The 20,099-nt window shown below is 42.1% G+C and carries 21 protein-coding genes; 7 read left to right on the top strand and 14 right to left on the bottom strand.

The window, feature by feature from the left end; genetic code table 11:
* Positions 1–155, top strand: a 155-nt coding sequence (locus J2T50_RS08470; protein WP_253365670.1) for an IS3 family transposase, incomplete at its 5' end; no start/stop codon positions are given.
* Between the two features lie 80 nt (positions 156–235).
* On the opposite strand, the gene J2T50_RS08465 is transcribed toward J2T50_RS08470, so the two are convergent.
* The 7 genes from J2T50_RS08465 to J2T50_RS08435 all read right to left on the bottom strand — a co-directional run bounded on the left by J2T50_RS08465 (position 236) and on the right by J2T50_RS08435 (position 3,352).
* The gene (locus J2T50_RS08465; protein ID WP_253365644.1) at positions 236–877 is read right to left on the bottom strand and encodes a GntR family transcriptional regulator; all 642 of its coding nucleotides are present in this window, start codon (positions 875–877) and stop codon (positions 236–238) included.
* Positions 878–1,002: 125 nt separating this feature from the next.
* Positions 1,003–1,515, bottom strand: coding sequence for an Asp23/Gls24 family envelope stress response protein (locus tag J2T50_RS08460; RefSeq protein ID WP_253365636.1), 513 nt, complete (start codon positions 1,513–1,515; stop codon positions 1,003–1,005).
* Positions 1,516–1,518: 3 nt separating this feature from the next.
* Complete coding sequence (locus J2T50_RS08455) at positions 1,519–1,728, bottom strand: CsbD family protein (protein WP_253365634.1); 210 nt, start codon at positions 1,726–1,728, stop codon at positions 1,519–1,521.
* A gap of 28 nt (positions 1,729–1,756) precedes the next feature.
* Positions 1,757–2,299 (bottom strand): Asp23/Gls24 family envelope stress response protein, encoded by a 543-nt coding sequence (locus tag J2T50_RS08450; protein ID WP_253365632.1) that lies wholly within the window; start codon positions 2,297–2,299, stop codon positions 1,757–1,759.
* A 15-nt stretch (positions 2,300–2,314) separates the two neighbouring features.
* A complete protein-coding gene (locus J2T50_RS08445; RefSeq protein ID WP_253365630.1) occupies positions 2,315–2,506 on the bottom strand; it encodes a DUF2273 domain-containing protein in 192 nt (63 codons plus the stop codon).
* A 9-nt stretch (positions 2,507–2,515) separates the two neighbouring features.
* Positions 2,516–3,094 (bottom strand): alkaline shock response membrane anchor protein AmaP, encoded by a 579-nt coding sequence (gene amaP, locus J2T50_RS08440; RefSeq protein ID WP_253365625.1) that lies wholly within the window; start codon positions 3,092–3,094, stop codon positions 2,516–2,518.
* Between the two features lie 15 nt (positions 3,095–3,109).
* The gene (locus J2T50_RS08435; RefSeq protein ID WP_301282838.1) at positions 3,110–3,352 is read right to left on the bottom strand and encodes a GlsB/YeaQ/YmgE family stress response membrane protein; all 243 of its coding nucleotides are present in this window, start codon (positions 3,350–3,352) and stop codon (positions 3,110–3,112) included.
* Between the two features lie 494 nt (positions 3,353–3,846).
* On the opposite strand from J2T50_RS08435, the gene J2T50_RS08430 reads away from it, so the two are divergent.
* From J2T50_RS08430 to J2T50_RS08420, 3 genes are all read left to right on the top strand, one after another.
* Positions 3,847–5,040 carry a quaternary amine ABC transporter ATP-binding protein gene (locus J2T50_RS08430; protein WP_253365624.1) on the top strand — a complete coding sequence of 398 codons (1,194 nt, stop codon included), beginning with the start codon at positions 3,847–3,849 and terminating at the stop codon, positions 5,038–5,040.
* 21 nt (positions 5,041–5,061) lie between these two features.
* Positions 5,062–6,783, top strand: coding sequence for an ABC transporter permease/substrate binding protein (locus J2T50_RS08425; protein WP_253365668.1), 1,722 nt, complete (start codon positions 5,062–5,064; stop codon positions 6,781–6,783).
* A 135-nt stretch (positions 6,784–6,918) separates the two neighbouring features.
* Positions 6,919–7,824 carry a diacylglycerol/lipid kinase family protein gene (locus tag J2T50_RS08420; RefSeq protein WP_253365623.1) on the top strand — a complete coding sequence of 302 codons (906 nt, stop codon included), beginning with the start codon at positions 6,919–6,921 and terminating at the stop codon, positions 7,822–7,824.
* Positions 7,825–7,879: 55 nt separating this feature from the next.
* Here J2T50_RS08420 and J2T50_RS08415 read toward each other — a convergent pair whose 3' ends face one another.
* From J2T50_RS08415 to J2T50_RS08400, 4 genes are all read right to left on the bottom strand, one after another.
* Positions 7,880–8,491 carry an NUDIX hydrolase gene (locus J2T50_RS08415; RefSeq protein WP_253365622.1) on the bottom strand — a complete coding sequence of 204 codons (612 nt, stop codon included), beginning with the start codon at positions 8,489–8,491 and terminating at the stop codon, positions 7,880–7,882.
* Positions 8,488–9,297: a Cof-type HAD-IIB family hydrolase gene (locus J2T50_RS08410; RefSeq protein ID WP_253365621.1), complete on the bottom strand. Its 810-nt coding sequence runs from the start codon at positions 9,295–9,297 to the stop codon at positions 8,488–8,490. Before J2T50_RS08410 ends, J2T50_RS08415 begins: the two co-directional genes overlap by 4 nt.
* A 15-nt stretch (positions 9,298–9,312) precedes the next feature.
* Positions 9,313–10,590 (bottom strand): CapA family protein, encoded by a 1,278-nt coding sequence (locus J2T50_RS08405; RefSeq protein ID WP_253365620.1) that lies wholly within the window; start codon positions 10,588–10,590, stop codon positions 9,313–9,315.
* 86 nt (positions 10,591–10,676) lie between these two features.
* Positions 10,677–11,615 (bottom strand): dihydroorotate oxidase, encoded by a 939-nt coding sequence (locus tag J2T50_RS08400; RefSeq protein ID WP_253365618.1) that lies wholly within the window; start codon positions 11,613–11,615, stop codon positions 10,677–10,679.
* Positions 11,616–11,836: 221 nt separating this feature from the next.
* Here J2T50_RS08400 and gdhA point away from each other — a divergent pair, with 221 nt between their 5' ends.
* Positions 11,837–13,183 (top strand): NADP-specific glutamate dehydrogenase, encoded by a 1,347-nt coding sequence (gene gdhA / locus J2T50_RS08395; RefSeq protein ID WP_253365616.1) that lies wholly within the window; start codon positions 11,837–11,839, stop codon positions 13,181–13,183.
* A 58-nt stretch (positions 13,184–13,241) separates the two neighbouring features.
* On the opposite strand, the gene J2T50_RS08390 is transcribed toward gdhA, so the two are convergent.
* From J2T50_RS08390 to J2T50_RS08380, 3 genes are all read right to left on the bottom strand, one after another.
* Complete coding sequence (locus J2T50_RS08390; RefSeq protein WP_253365614.1) at positions 13,242–13,838, bottom strand: DUF4352 domain-containing protein; 597 nt, start codon at positions 13,836–13,838, stop codon at positions 13,242–13,244.
* Positions 13,839–13,850: 12 nt separating this feature from the next.
* Positions 13,851–14,672: a mechanosensitive ion channel family protein gene (locus tag J2T50_RS08385; RefSeq protein WP_253365612.1), complete on the bottom strand. Its 822-nt coding sequence runs from the start codon at positions 14,670–14,672 to the stop codon at positions 13,851–13,853.
* A 151-nt stretch (positions 14,673–14,823) separates the two neighbouring features.
* Positions 14,824–17,802 carry a glycoside hydrolase family 3 protein gene (locus J2T50_RS08380; protein WP_253365611.1) on the bottom strand — a complete coding sequence of 993 codons (2,979 nt, stop codon included), beginning with the start codon at positions 17,800–17,802 and terminating at the stop codon, positions 14,824–14,826.
* A gap of 173 nt (positions 17,803–17,975) precedes the next feature.
* On the opposite strand from J2T50_RS08380, the gene J2T50_RS08375 reads away from it, so the two are divergent.
* Both J2T50_RS08375 and J2T50_RS08370 read left to right on the top strand, forming a co-directional pair.
* On the top strand, positions 17,976–18,704 hold the full coding sequence (locus J2T50_RS08375; protein WP_253365609.1) for a LytR/AlgR family response regulator transcription factor: 729 nt from the start codon (positions 17,976–17,978) through the stop codon (positions 18,702–18,704).
* Positions 18,701–20,080 carry an ATP-binding protein gene (locus J2T50_RS08370; RefSeq protein ID WP_253365607.1) on the top strand — a complete coding sequence of 460 codons (1,380 nt, stop codon included), beginning with the start codon at positions 18,701–18,703 and terminating at the stop codon, positions 20,078–20,080. The genes J2T50_RS08375 and J2T50_RS08370 overlap by 4 nt, the downstream gene beginning before the upstream one ends.
* Positions 20,081–20,099 lie beyond the last annotated feature (19 nt).

Raw genomic sequence — 20,099 nt, 5'->3', positions numbered from 1 at the left:
CAGAGATGTTTTACGGCTATGAAGAGTCCTACAAATCACTGGTGGAGCTTGAATCTGCCATCAAAGAATACATAGTTTACTACAATAACAAGAGAATCAAAACAAAATTAAAAGGACTGAGTCCCGTTCAATACAGAACTCAATCCTGTGCTTAAAATATAGTGTCCAACTTTTGGGGGGCAGTACAAAATCTGTCAAGGTCTTTGCTATTCTGAGGGCAAAGTCCATCTATATCTTATAAGCCCATTTTGAGATTGAAGAAAGTTTTCATCCGTGAGTAGGCTAAATTTGAGCCGACAAAGTAGACATGATCACCTTTTTCAATCTTACCATACGGTCCAGGAGAAAGAACGAATTCTCCTTCATGTTCAATCGCAATGATGGTTGCACCCGTTAAATGCCAAATATTTAGCTCGCTCAGCGGTTTTCCAAAATGCTCTGTATCTTGGCTAACGATAATCTCATATGGCGTCAATGGGTATTGGCGACTAATGGATTGACTTTGGAGCAAAAATTCATTGACTAGAAGAGACAAATCTTCCATCTGCTCTTGCTGGTCCTTGATATTTTTTCGGATACGCTCCTTAATCACTGCAATCGAATGAGTGCTTTCGTACTTATCCAAAAACTCAATCGCTTTTTCTTGCGACAAGACAATTGCTCCGCTGCCGTGTTTGAGGGTGACAATTTTCAAGTCCGCCAAAATATTCAATGCTTTTCGCGTCGTCTCCGGAGAAACGTTAAATTGAGCAGACAAGGTCGAACGTGACTTCAACTTTTCGCCAGCTTCATAATCCCCATCGGCAATGCGCTTGGCAACTTCTATCGCGATTTGTTGGTACTTTGATTCTTTGACTGTTGACGATCGTTTCTGCATTTTCAGTTGTCTCCTTTCGTAAATTTCTTATCTATTAAATCACAATTTTATATTTTTTTCAATATTTAGTGATGATTGACTGCACAAAGAAGAGCTGGTGTTCCAGCTCTTTTTCTATCTCATAACTATTCTTTTTCTGAATGTTGTGCGACGAATTCTTTTGTCTTTTCTGCACCAGTCGCTGCTGCTGCTTTGATTTTTTCAGCAGATTGACTTGCAAATTCACCCGTTGCTTGTGCAGCGTCTGTCAAGCGATCTTGAACCGTTACAGATGACTTTTCAAATTCTTCTTTGGTTTGAATATCCACGACATTGACGTTCAACTCAATCACTTTCAAGTGGGTCATGACTTCAACATTTTGGGCCACGATACCTTTCATACTTTCAACAATGGCTGGGATGTCTTTTCCGTATTCCACGATGACGTTCAAGTCTACAGCAACTTCTTCAGAACCAACTTCAACATTAACGCCATCTGTCACTGAATCCGAATTAACCAAGTTGTTTTTCAAATTTGAGAAAAATCCGCCATTAACAGCCAAGAGCCCATCAACGTTTTCCAATGCATGCCCAACAATTTTTTCAATGACAAGGTCATTGTAAGTAAGGTTGCTTTTCATATTTTGTACATCTGTCATAGATTATTTCTCCTCATCAGTTGATTTTTTCAAGCCGTCTACTGCACCTTTTACAGTGTCCTTAACATCTTCAATCGTTTCTTTGACTTTACCAGCCAATTTTTCAACTTTACCTTCGGTTTCGACTTCTTTGTCGCCAGTCAATTTACCAAGACCTTCTTTTACAGATCCAGTTACTTGGTCCAATTTTACATCGAATTTTTCTTCTGACATAATTTGTTCCTCTTTCTTTTTTAAAAAATTATTTGACACGTGGTTCAGGTTTGAGGTCTTCTACCTTTTCAACACCTGTACCAACTGCTGTTTTAACGTTTTCTACTTGATTTGAAGCAAAGTTTGTCGTTGCTTGTGCTGCGTCTGTCACGCGATCTTGCAAGCTGATAGAGTCCGCTTCATGCTGCGCACGTGTTTTGATATCCACCACCTTGACATTTACTTCTACGACATCCAAGTCGGTCATCTTTTTCACTTCAGATTCAACAATGGCCTTGATGTCTGCGTAAATAGTCGGCAAGTGTTTTTGGTACTCTGCTACGATATCTAAATCCACAGCCACTTGTTTTTTACCAACTTCGACTGAAATCCCATCTGTTACAGACTCAGTATTGACCAACTTATCTTTTAGATTGGCAAAGAAACCACCGTTGACAGCCAAGAGACCATCTACATGTTCAATCGCTAAGCCGACAATTTTTTCAATAACCTTGTCTTCAAAAGTGAGCTGGCCGCGAACTGCTTCCGTCGGAAGAGTTGATGTATTTTTTACGTAAGTATTCGTTGTCATAGTATTCCTCTTTCGTTATTTAAATTGATTAACTAACTTTGAAATCAAACCTGTCCGTTGGCAATAATTTCCCAACAAGATGCCAAAAATTGTAAATAGTATTAGAAAAATTGTTTTCAAGAACCCAACTGTTAAGAAGAGAAGTGCCAAGAACAGTCCCAAGCCCCCTCCCATAAGCGGGTATCGATAGGTTTTGAATAAATCCATTTCTTCTCCTTATAAGACGCGGTTGACAACACGGCCTGTTTGCCCAGCTGTCTGCAACTCGTCTACAAACACTTTGAAATTCACTGGTCTATCAACACCGATATACTGTTGAATGCCGTCCTCGATAACTTTTTTTGCACCTACTGCCGCATTTGCAAATCCTACTTCATTGGTCACAGCACCTTTAACATGCACCTTGAATTTCTTCTTGTACATGGTCACCGTTACACTTGGATGGACCAATAGATTTGACTCAAGGATGCAGGTACGAATGTAGCCTTCAAGCGCTGATTTCTTCAACAATAAAGAAGTGTCTTTTTCCAACAATGAAATTTCTGTGTAGATCCGTGGGTAAAAGATGACCACTAGAACCGTCACAAGAATGATAGCGATGAAGATAAGGGCTAACCAGAAGTAAACGAAATGATAGTGTTCTTCTATAAAAGTAGGCAGTTGTAAATCCGTATTCAACCAAGCCCATTCACTCGGAAGTATCAACTGGCGCTGGCTGGCCACAACTACAAATGCAAGTAGACTGACTAATAGAAGACTTGCAAGGCTGTAGAGCCATTTCAGGGTCTTACTCATATCAGTTCCTACTTTCTAGTTTGATTTTCTAAGAAAGAAGGATACCACAGCAACCACGATAACTGCACCTAGGATTGATGGAACCAAGGCCATACCTGCCAAGTTTGGTCCCCATGCACCAAAGATAGATTGTCCGACAGATGAACCGATCAAACCGGCAACGATGTTGGCGATCCAACCCATCGAGCCACCTTTTTTAGTAATCGCTCCTGCAACTGCACCGATAAGTGCTCCGATAAGTAATTTCCAAAGAATCATAATTTTTCTCCCTTTTAAACAAATAACAAAGAATGCAATACCGATAGTATATGACAATAATAAGAATATTCTTTGTGGTTTGTACCACATAAAATATAGTGGGTTATCCTACGAATCCTAACCTAACAACATTATATAATGTGAGCTTTTACTCGATTGTTATTTTTCGTTGTAGTGACAACTTGTTTTATATTTTATATTGTCATTATATCACGATAAAAATAAATTGCAAGTGTTTTGCTCATTTTTTTAAGAGGTTGGAAAAGTGTGTTTTTCTGAAAAAGTTGGAATTTACATCTTTTCTGTTTATATAATGGTAAAACAATTACTTGAAGAATGCTGATTTATAGCCTTTTTTCTGCATTTTAGGCCATATCTTTGACAAAAGTGACATCACATGTTATTCTTTATGTGTTCTGTTTTTAAAAGCAGATTATTTTTATTTCAAAGTGACACTATCTTTTACCTTTGTGTTGCTTATGAATGGAGGAACAATGAAAACAATTTTAGAAGTAAACCATTTGACAAAAGTTTTCGGGAAAAAGCAAAAAGCCGCTCTCGAGATGGTCAAACAGGGAAAATCAAAAGAAGAAATTTTGAAAAAGACAGGTGCAACTGTCGGTGTCTACGATGCGAATTTTGACATTAAAGAGGGCGAAATCTTCGTTATCATGGGACTTTCCGGCTCTGGTAAGTCCACACTGGTTCGAATGCTCAATCGATTGATCGAACCATCATCTGGTCAGATTCTCTTAGGTGATAAGGATATCTCTAAGCTCAATGACAGCGACTTACGCGACATTCGTCGCCACGATATCAATATGGTCTTTCAGAGTTTTGCCCTCTTCCCACATAAAACCATTCTTGAAAATACCGAATTTGGTTTGGAATTGCGTGGTGTAGAAAAAGAAGAACGCCGTCAAATCGCCGAACGCGCTTTGGATAATGCCGGCCTCCTGACTTTCAAGGATCAGTACCCAAATCAACTTTCAGGTGGGATGCAGCAACGGGTCGGATTGGCACGCGCTCTTGCTAACAGCCCTAAAATCCTCTTAATGGATGAGGCTTTCTCTGCCTTAGACCCTTTGATTCGCCGCGAAATGCAGGATGAATTGCTTGATTTGCAAGAAAATCAACAACAGACCATCATCTTTATCAGTCATGACCTCAACGAAGCTCTTCGTATCGGTGACCGGATTGCCTTGATGAAGGATGGGAAGATTATGCAAATTGGCACAGGTGAGGAAATCTTGACCAATCCAGCCAATGACTTTGTCCGTGAATTCGTCGAAGATGTCGACCGTTCTAAGGTCCTCACTGCGCAAAATATTATGATTAAGCCTATCACCACTACCATCGGAATTGACGGACCTCAAGTTGCCTTGAACCGCATGTACAACGAAGAAGTTTCCATGCTGATGGCCACTGACCGCCGCAGATACTTGCTTGGTAGTGTCACGACTGATGCTGCTCTAGAAGCTCGTAAAAAAGGAATTCCATTGGCTGATGTGGTTAATACTGATGTCGTGACGGTCTCAAAAGACACGGTCATCACCGATATCATGCCATTGATTTATGACTCGTCTGCTCCAATCGCTGTCACCGATGACAACAATCGTCTACTGGGTGTCGTGATTCGAGGCCGTGTCATCGAAGCCTTGGCCAACATCCCCGACGAGAACAACTAATAGTGAAGGAACTGATTTATGATTGAAAATATATTAAAAACAAAAATTCCGGTAGCACCGGCTGTCGAGTCTTTGACAGAATGGGTTACCAAAACTTTTGCAGGATTTTTTGACCTCTTGCAAGCTGGTGGAAATGGATTGATGGATTGGACGACAAATACACTTCTCTTCATCAACCCACTCCTCTTCATGGCACTCATCGCTCTTGCTCTCTATTTCTTAACGAAAAAGAATTGGAAAATGCCAGCCTTGACGCTGCTTGGACTCTTCTTTATCTACAACCAGGGTCTTTGGGAACACATGATTAACACCCTTGTCTTGGTGCTGGTAGCCAGTCTGATTTCGATTATCATCGGTGTGCCACTCGGCATCTGGATGGCAAAAAATGCAACCGTGAAACGAATCGTCAATCCGATTTTGGACTTCATGCAAACAATGCCTGCCTTTGTTTACTTGATTCCTGCCGTTGTCTTTTTCGGGATCGGTATGGTACCAGGGGTATTCGCCTCTGTTATCTTCGCCCTTCCGCCAACTGTTCGCTTCACCAACTTAGCCATTCGTGAAATCCCAACTGAGCTAGTTGAAGCCTCGGATGCATTTGGTTCTACCCCAAGTCAAAAATTATTCAAGGTTGAGTTACCTCTTGCCCGCAACACCATCATGGCCGGTGTCAACCAAACCATGATGCTCGCCCTTTCCATGGTCGTTACCGGATCCATGATCGGTGCCCCTGGACTTGGACGCGAAGTCCTTTCGGCTCTACAAAAAGCAGATGTCGGAAATGGATTCGTATCTGGTTTCGCCCTTGTTATCCTAGCCATTGTACTCGACCGCATTTCTCAACTCCTCAATCACCAAGGAAAAGAAAATGGTCAAACTGGCAAATGGGTCGGCATCGTAGCCCTGGTTCTCTTTATCGGAGCAGCTTTGGGACGTAGCTTTACAACCATGAACACAGATGCCACTACCAAGGACAAAACGATTCGTATCTCCTATGTACAATGGGATTCAGAAGTCACTTCTACCAATGTCATCGGTGAAGTCTTAAAACAAGCCGGTTACAAAGTAGACATGATTCCTCTTGACAATGCTGTCAGCTGGCAATCTGTCGCAAATGGAAATGCCGACTTTACCACCAGCGCTTGGCTCCCCGTCACACATGGTCAGCAATACAAAAAATACCAAGACAAGCTCGAAGATCTTGGCCCTAACTTAGAAAATATCCGACTCGGTCTCGTGGTTCCAAGCTATATGACCGATGTCAATAGTATTTCAGACCTGTCTGACCAAGCAAAAAAATCCATCACCGGTATCGAACCAGGTGCAGGTATTATGGATGCAGCCAAGTCTGCCAAAAAAGAGTATGACAATCTCTCAGATTGGGAACTGACTGCCTCCTCTACAGGTGCCATGACTTCTTCATTGGACAAGGCAATCCGCAACAAAGAAGAAATCGTTGTAACAGGCTGGTCTCCTCACTGGATGTTTTCAAAATACGACTTGAAATACCTTGAGGACCCTAAAAAGTCATTTGGCGAAGCTGAAAATATCAATACAATTGCTCGTAAAGGCCTGAAGAAAGACGCTCCTGAAGTCTATCAAATTGTTGATCGATTCCATTGGACCCAAAAAGATATGGAGTTTGTCATGCTCGAAATCAACAACGGAAAAACTCCTGAAGAAGCTGCCAAAAATTGGATTAAGCAAAATAAAAAAATCGTCCAAGAATGGACAAAATCCTAAACACAACTAACCACTACTAGTCTTTTTAACCCCCAAAACAAATAGAACCCCGGACCCTCGTCCCGGGTCTTATTTTCCTGCAAAGACCTACGGACTCAAAAATGGTATACTGTAACTAATAAAAGAGGGCCTACTATGAAAGATATTACCATTCTCGTTAATCAACATTCTGGAAAAGAAGAAAAAGAACAGATCGTCGATAGCATCCTGGAGTATTTTAAAGAAAATACCGATATAACCGTTACTGTTCTCTATCCCGAGACAGCCGAGAAGATGCAGACGTTTGCCAAGGAAGCCTGCCAAAACAAGGTTGACATGATTATTCCGCTAGGTGGAGATGGGTCTATCAGCCTGGTCTGCGCAGGGATTTTTGAAGGTGGTGGACATTCGCGATTGGGTCTCATCCCGACTGGTACGGTCAATAATTTCGCAAAATCTCTGGGGATTCCTCTTGACCTCCCTAGCGCTTTGGACAATCTACTCAAGGGACACGAAGTCGCATTTGACCTCGCTCAAGTCAATGACCGCTACATGATTTCCAGTATGACACTTGGCCTCATGGCCGATATTGCTCTCGGGGTTACCTCTGAAAACAAGCGCAGATTTGGCTTTCTAGCCTTCCTATTTGCCGGATGGTCCATTTGGTGGCAGCAACAAAGCTACAAACTCTTTTTAGATTTCAACGGCCAACGATTGAAATACCGGACAAAAATCCTGCTCCTCACCATGACCAATCACATCGGTGGCAAGGAGGGATTTGCTCCTTCTGAACGCTATGACGACGGCCTTTTCACCGTCTATATCCTTAAAAAACTGCACCTCATCCGCTTTATGTGGTTCTACTTTGTTCGCAAAGGCGAGTTCAAAGACTACCGACACTGGGACCAATTTCGCACTTCTCAGCTAGAGATTCATAACCGTTCGAAAAACAAACACCACAATCCCGTTACTCGTATTGATGGCGACACGGCTAGCACTCTACCCGTTACCGTCACCATGCACGAAAAAGCCATTCGCACCATGGTACCTACAACAGCATAACCAAGTAAAACCACCACTTCCGCAGGAAATGGTGGTTTTACTATTCTACTTCTTCTCATTTTCCCTCTGTCTGACTCCACAGACTGACAAAGCGATGGGTTAACTGGGCTGTCATTCCCCATATATTTTCTGGTAAATCTTCGTAAAAAGGAATGAGGCGATTGTGGTGGCTAAACTGATAATTGGCCCCACCCGTGATGCGTTCAAAAGGGAAAGCCGAATCCGTCTTAATCGTAGCCTCCAAGGTATGGTAAACCGGTGGATTGTCCTGCAAAGTTTGCACCGGTACGGTAAAGAGGTGGGCTACCTCTTCATTGGGACGAATGCTTTGCCAATCTGGAACCTTGAGCTGCCCAACAAAGCAACGAATCGTTCGCTCTTGGTAGACGATATAATCCATCTCTCCCCAAATCTCGACGACTGATTCTGCCACATTGAGCTCCTCAATCGTTTCACGAACAGCCGCTGCTTGAAAGCTCTCGTCCTCCTCCACTCGTCCACCGGGAAACGACACCTCCCCAGGCTGCGAAATCGCCTGACTGCGCAATTCATAGAGAATCTGCCACTGGTCATCCTGCCAGATTAGGGGCAAAAAAACAGCATACACCTTTTCCTGACCCAAGGGTTGGGCTACATAGTCTTGAAAAAACAACTTCAAATCCTTCATCCCATATCCCCTAAAATTTCTCTTTCTATGACTGCCAAAACGCCTGATTCATCATTGCTAGGCGTCTGATAATTGGCAACTCGAGCGACATTTTCAGGACAACCTGCCATGGCATAAGAATTGCGCGTCCAAGCCAGCATCTCCAAGTCATTGTCGCTATCTCCAAAGGTCATCATCTCATCTGGTGAAATTCCCCACTGTTGCCCTAAAAACTGCAAGGCTGTCCCTTTATCAATACCGTACTGGATGATATCAATAAAGTGAAAACCGCTTGATACCGCACGCGCTTGCGGCCCTCCAACTTGATTGAGCTCCGCTACCAAGGCGGCAATATTCTGGTCAGGCACGTCCAAGGTCACGATGCAAAACTGATCTTGGGGCAAATCCGCAAAGCTATCCAACTCTTGCCAAGAATAATTGTGTTTCTTCACAATCTTCTTAAAATCCTCTGGCGCTGACGCTTCAAAATAAGCAGTATCCAGCCCGCCAATCATGCAACGAGAAAGCAAGTTTTTCTGCCCCAAAAGCCCCAGCATGGCTTCTACAACCGAGTTTTCAAAATGATACTCCTGCACCAAGTTCCCATTTTCATAAATCTTATTTCCAATTTCTGAAACGATGGTCATCTGATCCAAGTAAGGCTCAAAGAAGCTCTTTATCTGATGAAATTGATTGCCCGAACTGGCAACGATTTTCATATCGCGACGGACCAATTCATGAAAAATGCGGTCAAATCGTTCGCGGTCATAATCATTTTCTGAGTTCAAAAAGGTGCCGTCCATATCGAAAGCGACTAGTTTGATCATACTTCTTCCTCTATTCTACTCTTTGGACCAATCCAAGTGCATAAAATCGGTCATTTCTTGATAGGCAGCATCAACTCTCGCCTTAGTATCCTCATCCAACTGAACTCTGTGTTGGCCACCTTCGATGAAATCTTCCAGAACAAAAGTTTGATAGGTATAAAATGGTCCACCATCTGCAGCGTATTGGCCATTTGGCACACGACTAACCCATGTTGGATGTGCTGTTGCCGTCTGGATACGCGTTTTCCCTGCCTTTTTCTCAAAGGTAACATCCATCAAAACTCCACGCTCGGTCCACTGGGCATTGTTGACCCCTTCCATGGTTTCCAGGCGCTGGTTTGAAATGAAGTTTCCCATTGAATAAATAATGAGCTTTTTATCCCCATCTTTTTCCACAATTTCCGATGGCTCTGCCACATGCGGATGCCCACCAAAGACCACATCTGCACCCCAGTCTACCATTTTGTGGTAGAGGTCAACCTGCTCTTGTGTCGGCTCAAGCTGGTACTCAACGCCCATTTGCGGCATGATAATCGTGACATCCACCTCTTTCTCAGCACGCTCAATCTCCGCCTTCATCCGAGACTCATCCATATCGGACAGATAAGACTGGTATTCTTCTGGTGTCAAATTCCCTTCCATTCCGTTAAATCCATAGGCATACGCTAAAATGGCCACCTTAATCCCATTTACCTCACGAATCAATAGCGGAGCAGAAGACCGATTTCCCTCAGGATAGACACCAACTGTGCCAACACCTAAGTCTGTAAAAGTTTTTGCGGTTGAAATCAAACCCGATAATTGAGAATCCAAAATATGATTGTGCGCCAAGTCTACCACATCATATCCTGCGTCTTTGATTGCTGTCGCAACTGATGCAGGGGCATTAAACAAAGGATAACCTGCAAGCGGAAATTCTGACGAAATAGTCCCTTCAAAGTCCGCAATCGCTAAGTCTGCCTGCTCAATCCAAGGCTTGACATAGGTGAAATTTGTCGAAAAATCATACGAACCATCTGCTTGCTGGGCGCTCATGTAGAGTGCATCATGATAGAGCAAGTCCCCATGTGCCATGATACGTGCCGTTTGTGTTGATTCCTGTTTCTTTTCAGACGAGGATGCCGCAGCCGATGAGGAACTCACTTCCTGATGCGTTCTCATCGGCTTTTTCCATTCAAATATGGCAACACATCCACCAACCACCGCTAGCAAAATACCTAAAACCAGAGCAATTTTCGCTCTTTGTTTTTGCCGACGTCGCCGCTGTCTTTCGCGCTCTGTTCTTCTTCCCATGTCGATACCTCCTGTTTCTTCCAGTATACTCTATTCTTTGCCTTTTGAAAACAACAAATCAGGCTAGTCTCCTAGCCTGATTTCTCCTATTCACTAATGTACTGCAACTTCCCACGGAAATCTTCTAGACTGCCATAGCCCTTTTCTTCCATAATAGATTGTAATTCCTGCGTAATTCGTTCAAAAGCGTACAAGCCTTCTTTTTGGAGGGTTGTCCCCAGTTGAACCATACTTGCTCCACAGAGAATATGCTCAAAAGCATCGCGTCCTGTCAGGACACCTCCCGTCCCAACGATTTGAATTGATGGATTCAGACGTTGGTAGAAAGCATGGACATTGGCCAAGGCAGTTGGTTTGATGTACTGACCACCAATCCCACCAAATCCATTTTTTGGCTTGATGACAACTGTCTCGCCTTCGATATAAAGACCATTTCCGATGGAGTTGACACAGTTGACAAACTTAAGCGGGAATTGATTGAAAATCGCTGCTGCCTGATCAAAATGCACCATGTCAAAATAAGGGGGCAACTTGATGCCCAGAGGCTTTGTGAAGTAGACAAAAACGTCTCTTAAAATCCGTTCCGTCATCTCAAAATCATAGGCAATCTGCGGTTTACCCGGCACATTTGGACAAGAGAGATTGAGCTCTGTCAAACCTCTAAAGTCACTGTCTTGAATGGTCTTCAAAATCGTATGTGTCTCTTCAGGCGACATCCCCACCACAGAAAGGACAAACGTTCGCTCGCTATCTGTCTGCTGCAAGTCCAAGAGATAGTTGAGATAGTAGTTCAACCCTTGATTGGGCAAGCCCATCGAATTGATAGAGCCCAAGGGAACATTCTGATAGCGTGGTTCTGGATTCCCCGCACGCTCTTCAAGGGTTGCTGTCTTAGTCACAAAGGTCCCTGCTGCAGAGTTCTTCACCCCGTCCAGCTCCTCCTTGGTCATACACCAGACACCCGCCGCATTCATGAAACAGTTGTCAAACTCCACACCAGCCAAACTTGTTTTTGTCGAAACCATAGTCTTCTCCTTTAATTTTTTTCATTATAGCATAGAAAAGAAATTTGATTTCCACTTCAACTGTAAATTGGGAGGGAACATTCGGCTTTTGAATTTTTTTGCAAAAAATTGTCAGAAAATTCAACTTTTTACTTTACAAATGATTTTCCCAGTGCTATAATAATCCCATAAATTAAATTGTCAGACAATTTAATAAATCTAATTTTAAAAGGGGAACAGTTATGACAACTGCTAAAGAATACATCCAAGCCTCATTTGAAGGCGTAAAAGCACGCAACTCCCACGAAAAAGAATTCCTCCAAGCGGTGGAAGAACTTTTCAATACCTTGGAACCTGTTTTCGAAGTACACCCAGAGTACATCACTGAAAACATCTTGGCTCGTATCGTTGAGCCAGAACGTGTCATTTCATTCCGTATCCCATGGACAGACAAAGACGGAAATGTACAAGTCAACCGTGGTTACCGTGTCCAATTCAACTCCGCAGTTGGTCCATACAAAGGCGGTCTTCGCTTCCACCCAACTGTTACACAATCTATCTTGAAGTTCCTCGGATTTGAGCAAATCTTCAAAAACGTCTTGACTGGTCTTCCAATCGGCGGTGGTAAAGGTGGTTCAGACTTCGACCCTAAAGGTAAAACGGATGCTGAAATCATGCGTTTCTGCCAAAGCTTCATGACTGAATTGCAAAAACACATCGGTCCGTCACTTGACGTACCTGCTGGTGATATTGGTGTCGGCGGCCGCGAAATTGGTTACATGTATGGTCAATACAAACGCATCCGTCAATTTGATGCAGGTGTATTGACTGGTAAACCTCTTGGATTTGGTGGCTCACTCATCCGTCCTGAAGCAACTGGTTACGGTCTTGTCTACTTCACAGACAACATGCTTCAAGCAAATGGAAAATCATTCAACGAACAAACTGTTCTTATCTCAGGTTCAGGTAACGTAGCACAATACGCAGTACAAAAAGCTACTGAACTCGGTGCCAAAGTAATTTCTGTATCTGACTCAAATGGTTACATCATCGACGAAACTGGTATCGACTTCGACCTCCTTTGCGACGTGAAAAACAACCGCCGTGCTCGTTTGACAGAATACGCTGCTGAAAAAGCAACTGCTACTTACCACGAAGGTTCTGTATGGGAATACGACGGACACGTTGACATCGCCCTTCCATGTGCCACTCAAAATGAAATTGACGGTGAAAAAGCAGCTCGTCTCGTGAAAAACGGCGTTTACTGTGTGGCTGAAGGTGCCAATATGCCATCTAACCTTGATGCGATCAACACTTACAAGGAAAACGATGTCCTTTACGGATTGGCTAAAGCTGCCAACGCTGGTGGCGTTGCTGTATCAGCCCTTGAAATGAGCCAAAACAGCCAACGCTTGTCATGGACTGCCGAAGAAGTGGACAACCGCTTGAAAGACATCATGGCAAACATCTTCAACACTGCTAAAGAAACAGCTGAAAAATACGACCTTGGCAAAGATTACCTTGCGGGTGCGAACATCGCAGCATTTGAACAAGTTGCTGACGCCATGATTGCACAAGGTTTGGTATAAGATAACAAACTAAAAACCACTCAAATGAGTGGTTTTTGTCTGTTCTAAAATTACTCTATCAAATCGCATCCGCATCATTGGTCGCCCAATAAACATTATTGTAAGTGAAACGATAGGTGTCTGAGTCATCGACGCCATAATACAGGGTCAAATGAACTTTTTCACCTGGTTTGATTTTTTCTGGCATGTCTTTACTATAAGTCTGATAGTCTAACACATAGTAGCCGCTAGTATCATCACCGTACACCGAGAACTCGTACTCATCAAAATAGTAGTCCTCGCCGCTCGTATTTTCAAGCGTCAGCGTCACGACCAAGGCTTTGTCCAAGCTATCATCCACTAGGGTGTCTGCATCTTTGACTTCCATTGACTCTACTTTGATGGATAAGTCTGCTAATTCAGCAGTCTCTCCAATGGAGTACTCATCGTATTCTGACCAGTCCATGCTTGTTTCATAATTAGTGTCCTTGTGCTCATCTACAAATTCGTTAACCGTCTGACTACCAAGCGCTAACAGAAGAAATCCAACTACAACGGACAAGAGCAAGGAAATAACCAATCCCGCGATACTGGTCCAAAACAAGGGTTGACGGTGAAGTGGCTTTTTACGATAGTAAACCTGTCCATCTTCAACAATAAATTCTTTTGGAAACATATTCTTTCCTTTCTAGTGAGTGGTGCCGAGCTCTAAGCCAGCCTCCACAAAAGCTTGCTGGTAATATCCATAAAAATCATGATAAATCTGACTCTGTTGACCATTGGTCACAAACAGATGAATCCGGTATGAAAATTGTCCCGTTTCCGTCGTCTGCGGCCCCAGGATAAGGCAATTTTTAATGGCTTCGTATTGAGGAAGTCGCTTTTGATTAACCGTCTCAATGAGGCTGGTGACCAAGTTTAGGTCTACCCTACTTGGTAAGGGAAGATCAATCTGCACCCGCATATCACCACGAGACTTATTGCTCACCACTAAGATATTTCGGTTAGGAATAAAATGCAAGGTCCCATCCGCATCTCGAATCTGTGTGGTCCGAATACCGACAGACACCACTTTCCCAGATACGGTGATCGGTCCATTGGTCAAGCGCACGCTGTCTCCTACATCAAATTGCCGTTCAATGAGAATAAAAAAACCATTGACCAAGTCAGACAAGAAACCTTGGGCACCCAATCCAATCGCCACACCCGCAATCCCGGCCCCAGCCAACAAGCTAGAAACCGGCAAGCCACAAATGGCCAAGATACAGTAAATAAAAAAGAAAACAAGTGTGTACTGTAAAATATTTTCCACCAGTCGAATGACCGTCTTTTGACGACCCAAATCTTGACTACTCAATCTTCCAGTCGATTGTACAGCCTTTTTAGCAATAAATTTGATAAGCCTTCGAAGAACCAAAAAGAGTAGGTAGAGAATCACGATTGAAATCAGATTCATCAAAATAGCTTCCACATCAAATCGTGCTAAATATTTTTGAAAAAATGCAAGCATAGAACTCCCTTCTAGGAATATTATATCACAATTCCAGACATATGCTCTCCCAAGAGAACGCAGAAATAGCTTCACAAACTCACTTTTTCGTCAACTTCCCTCCCCACCCAAAAACCACCACCTAATCGCTAGGTAGTGGTTTTCTTTACAATTATGATACTTTCGTTTTTCCTTTTCCCTTGCTCCAGTCTGTTTTGCGAATCAATAAATAGCATCCACCGAAGATAAGTACTGTCAGCAATCCATCAGCCGCATAGAGCCACGTCATCCATAAAGGTGTAATGGTCTTAACCTTTGCAGTTGATGAGACGCCGTTCATCGCTAAACTGCGCGACACTGCATACAAAATACGTTTTGACGATGTGCGTAATTGGTTCATGACAGTTGCATTATTAGCATAATCTTTGATTTCCCAATTATCTGTACCGGTGTTGAGGTAAAGGTCTGTACCTGCTTCTAAACCACCTCGAATAGCCATAAATGGAAAGGCTTCTGGATATGAAGCTTGGTCTGTCACAACTATACCATTGAAGTCCCATTCATCACGAACAACATTAGTCATCAAACCTTTATGATTCCCCGCCCACTTGGTACCGATGCGATTCATTCCAGCCATGATGCCCAGAGCCCCACCGTCCACTACACTAGCTTCAAATGGTGCTAAGTACACTTCACGAATGGATTGTTCATTTGCAAATGTTAAGAGAGCTGCGCGATTCGTCTCCTGATCATTTAAAGCAAAGTGCTTGATATAGGTGATGATCCCTTTATCCGTTGCTCCTTTAGTGGTGGCAGCACCCATTTTTCCTGAAAGGAAGCTGTCTTCTGAATAATATTCAAAATTTCGACCGGAGAATGCTGTACGATGGATATTCATCGCTGGGGCATACCAGCCTGCAAAGTTCAACTCATCCTGTGCTAGAGCATCCTCACCAATCATCTGCCCCATATTATAGAGTATGTCTGTATTCCAAGAAGAAGCAAGTAAGATTTCTGAACTCCAAGCATAGGTTTTCTCTTTTGTATTAACACCTGTCAAACCAGCTACACCTACATAAGCCGGGCCATCTACATTGACTGTTGCAGGCGCCCCCACAGATGGTACCGCTTGTGTTTGGTAGCCACCAATCCGCACAAGGTTATACATTTCTTCTGCACTCAGTTGATCCATAAATGTATCCCATAGAGGATCATTAAAATCAACTTCACGCATCATTGCTAGTGTCAAACCTTTCTTTTCATCTGTTTTTGGCATTTTGGCTGATTTTGTATCCCGACCTTCTGGTATTGCCAAACCAGCCTTCACTTCATCTGTTAAATCCAGGTTATACTGTTTAGGATAAGTTTCCTTCCAGTTATTTCTAGATAAATATGTAAAGTTCTGATCATAACTTGTTATATCTGCGTCTGTAAATTGATTTTTAATTTCTTTACCGGTTTCTTCCGAAACAGCGTAATCATCGCTAGCAGAGACTTTTTCTTCCACTGCTAATCCAGCTACTCCGCCATCAACTTTTTGTCCTTTCTTCGCTAAAACATTGTTAATAGCTTGATGAGCATCCGTTGCGACTGCAAAATAATAATTTCCTTCTTCAATGATGTAGGTTCCTTTACCATTGTTTGCTTTCGCATCATATGTTTTTAGATTTTCCTTATCAACTTGAATCGTAACGGTTTGAGATTCGCCAGGGGTCAATTCTTTTGTTTTAGCAAATCCGACTAGTTGAATGGCTGATTTCTCAATAGCATTTTTCTTGTCATGCTCTGTATATGGTGATTGCATATATACTTGTGCAACTTGTTTCCCAGCTATATCCCCTGTATTCGTTACTTTTACGTCAAACTGATAACCCTTATCATCTGACGAATGTTTCAATAGTTCCTGACTAAAGTTTGTATAGGATAAACCGTATCCAAATGGGAATTGAACTTCTTTATTGTAGTCCCAAGCTGTAGCCCCATCAGCAGTCGCTCCAACCGCAGCAGTCGCTTCTCCTTGGTTTAAAACTGCATCTTCATAACGGGTTTCATAGTATTTATAACCTACATAAATTCCCTCTTGGTAGACAACATAGTTTATCCCCCGCGGGTCATCGCTTGCCACTGAATTAGCTCCAAAATTGACAAACGCTGGTGAACCAGTTTGATCATATGCGTAAGTATCCACCAATTTCCCTGAAGGATTACTACTTCCATTCAATATATCCCCTAGAGCATATAAACCGTCCTGCCCTGGATTTCCAATCCACAGTGCTGCATCTACACCATAATCAGCATTATCAATAAATCCCATATCAATAGGATTGGCAGAGTTGACAACAAGGATAACATTTTCAAAGTTTGACTTGGCATACTTGATCATTTCTTCCTCGTTATGCGTGAGTTCCAAATAATGACGTCCTACATCCTCTTTTGAATCCAGTGCATCTGAATGAAAGGCTCCCGCATACCCTTTGATGTCCATATCTTTCAAATAGGACTCATCGTAAGCTTTAGGAAGGTCCGAAGACTCCCCACCTGAACGAGAAATCGTAACAATCGCAGCATCTGAATAATCTTTGAAACTATTTTTTTCCTTATCTGTTAGCAAGTCCATTCCCGCTTCATGGATAACATAACGTCCTGTTCCTGCAATGTCAGGAACGTCCATCTTAATGTCCTTGGCTGCTCCTTTAGTATAAAAATCCCACATGGTTTCATTCACACTGAAACCACTAGTTTCCAAAGCTTTTTTCATACTAGGAACCGTAGATGTATCGACCGCTCCCGAACCACCGCCTCCATAGAGAATATTGCTATTTGCAACACCAAACAAGGTCACCTTGCTATTCTTCTTCAGTGGGAGATTTTTATCATTTTTTAATAAAACAATTCCTTCTGCCGCTGCAGATTTTCCCGCCTTAGAATCTGCTTTCAGACGCTCTACCTCGGTTGAAAAACTAGACTTAAAGTAGTTTGTATCTTCTTTTGAGTTACCTTTTTCAACTTTATAGGTTTTATGACCAAAATAGGTCGAGATAATAGGGCTGTATTTTTGAGCATAGTAATTGGCAACACTAGTCCCAATAGCAGCTACACACAAAAGGGTTACTCCTGTAATGGCTACAGGTTTTTTTATAGTTTTTTTCATCCCAAGATTTCTCCTTATGAAAACGTTTTATTGTCTTTACTTTATCATAATCTGAATCTGTAAGGCAGTTTTCAACACATCCAGTCTCTTAATAAGCACAAATTGTCATGTCAACCTATATCAGTTATTTTTACAACTATTTTTTGCTATAATAGTCTGAAAAGGAGAGACAAATGACCTATCGTATAGCTCTTGTAGATGATCACAATCAAGTCACACAAGAATTGGCTGGTTTTTGCCAACATTTCGCGACCAATGAACACTTAGATATTAAAACGCAGCAGTTTAATTCTGCAGAAGTCTTTTTAGATTTTTATCAGGAATTTCAATCCACTAATCAAGCGTTTGACTTAATTATCCTAGACATTGAAATGGGGCAGTTGAATGGCATGGAAGCAGCTAGACTAATCCGTGCTCAGGATGAAAAAGTAGTTATTCTATTTGTAACCAGTCTCATCCAATATGCAATCCAAGGCTATGCAGTTCAAGCTTTAGACTTCCTACTAAAGCCTGTTGACTATGCTTCATTTGCCTTTCGCTTGCAGCGCGCCATCTTAGAAATTGATAAAGTCCGTAGACAAAAAATGAACATTTCTATCGGTAAGGAGACTCTCACTATCCCTACACAAACCATTCTATTTGTAGAAGTACAGGGGCATAAGTTGACTTACCATACGAAAAAACAAATCTACGAAACAAATGGTAGTATGAAGTCAATCGAAAACGAATTGATTAGGGCTGGCTTTGCCAAAGCTGGACAGTCTTTTTTGGTAAATTTAGCAAAAATAGAAGCAATCCGTGATAATGTTATCTTTATTCAGGATTACCGTATCCCAATCAGCCGTACGCGTAGACAAGTATTTCTACAAGAATTCTCTCACTTTATAGGAGGTTTTCAATGACAGTCCTCTCCATCGTTGAGGAAGTCCGATTTGTTTTGGAATTGACTGGAGCTATGCTAGTCTTCATCCTCCCCTCCCATCCACTACAAAAAAGACATTACTGCCGACTGACAGCTGTTTTACTTTTCCTATCGCTCTTGTCCCTTGGATTCTTTCCTCTTAAAGATTTAAATCTAGCCATCAATCATGGGCTAGCTTTCAATCCTCACCTTGTCACCCTTATTAGAATTCTCATGTTTGGGAGTTGGTACCTTTTCTTATCGTTGATAACAATTTTAACCATCCGTTGGGTTTTCAATCTGCCCAAAGAGAGTCTCATTTTCATTGCACTTGCAGGCTATGCACTCCAACACATGGTTTTTGTTAGTTTTCACGAACTGATTGCACAAGCCTTGTGGATTGATTTGCCACAGCATCTAGGAATTTATATGCCCCTATCTGCCTTGGTATCACTGACCATTTATAGCGGAGTTTATTCCTTGTTTCGAGCAGAACTAGTTGAACACCCGTCTTTGGTTAAATCCAAAACTAGTTTTCGAGCTTATAGCATGATGCTGCTACTCTTGATTTTCCAAGCTTTTTCGAGTCAGCATATTTTCAATAATAACGCGGGATCAGAACGCTATATTAGCGCTCTTTCAAGTCTAGCACTCTGCGCTCTAATCCTATATGCCCAATTCGTGACGCTACACGCCTCGCATCTTTTAGAGGAACAAGTTATTTTAGAGCATGTTTTGCATGAGCGACAACGTCAATATCATATTGAAAAAGAAAGTGTCGATCTTATCAATCGTAAAAGTCATGATTTAAAACACCAAATATTAGCTCTTTCAAGTCTTCCAAATCAGGAAAAAGAAGCCTATTTTTCTAATTTACTAGCAACAATCCAGCAACATGATCAAGTATTAAATTTAGAAAATGAAGCCCTCAATACCCTCTTAACACAAAAACAAGAATATTGCCAACTACACGCTATTCGATTCAGTCATATGATCGATAGTCAAATCCTAGATTTTATTTCCACTATTGATCTTTACACCATCTTGGGAAATGCAATCGATAATGCGATTGAATGTGTACAAGAGTATCCAGATAGTCAGCTACGCCAGATTAGTTTAGAAATAAAACCACACCAGCAATTCGTTCAAATCCAGGTTCGCAATCCATTACTAGACCATCTTGAGTTCGACTCAGATAGCCAACTTCCCAAAACATCTAAAACTGATCATCAATACCATGGTTTTGGTCTTAAGAGTATCCAATCCACCCTAAAAGACTATGAGGGTTGGATGACCGTGCATACAGATCAAAACATTTTTACATTAGTAATACTCATTCCTGTTCCCATTGAGCCCCACCCAAAAACCACCACCTAATCGCTAGGTAGTGGTTTTC

The organism is Streptococcus gallinaceus, assembly GCF_024170225.1.
In the GTDB taxonomy this organism is placed as follows: Bacteria; Bacillota; Bacilli; order Lactobacillales; family Streptococcaceae; genus Streptococcus; species Streptococcus gallinaceus.
The sequence above is the reverse complement of the archived record's forward strand: the minus strand, read 5'-3'. Positions and strand labels throughout refer to the sequence as shown.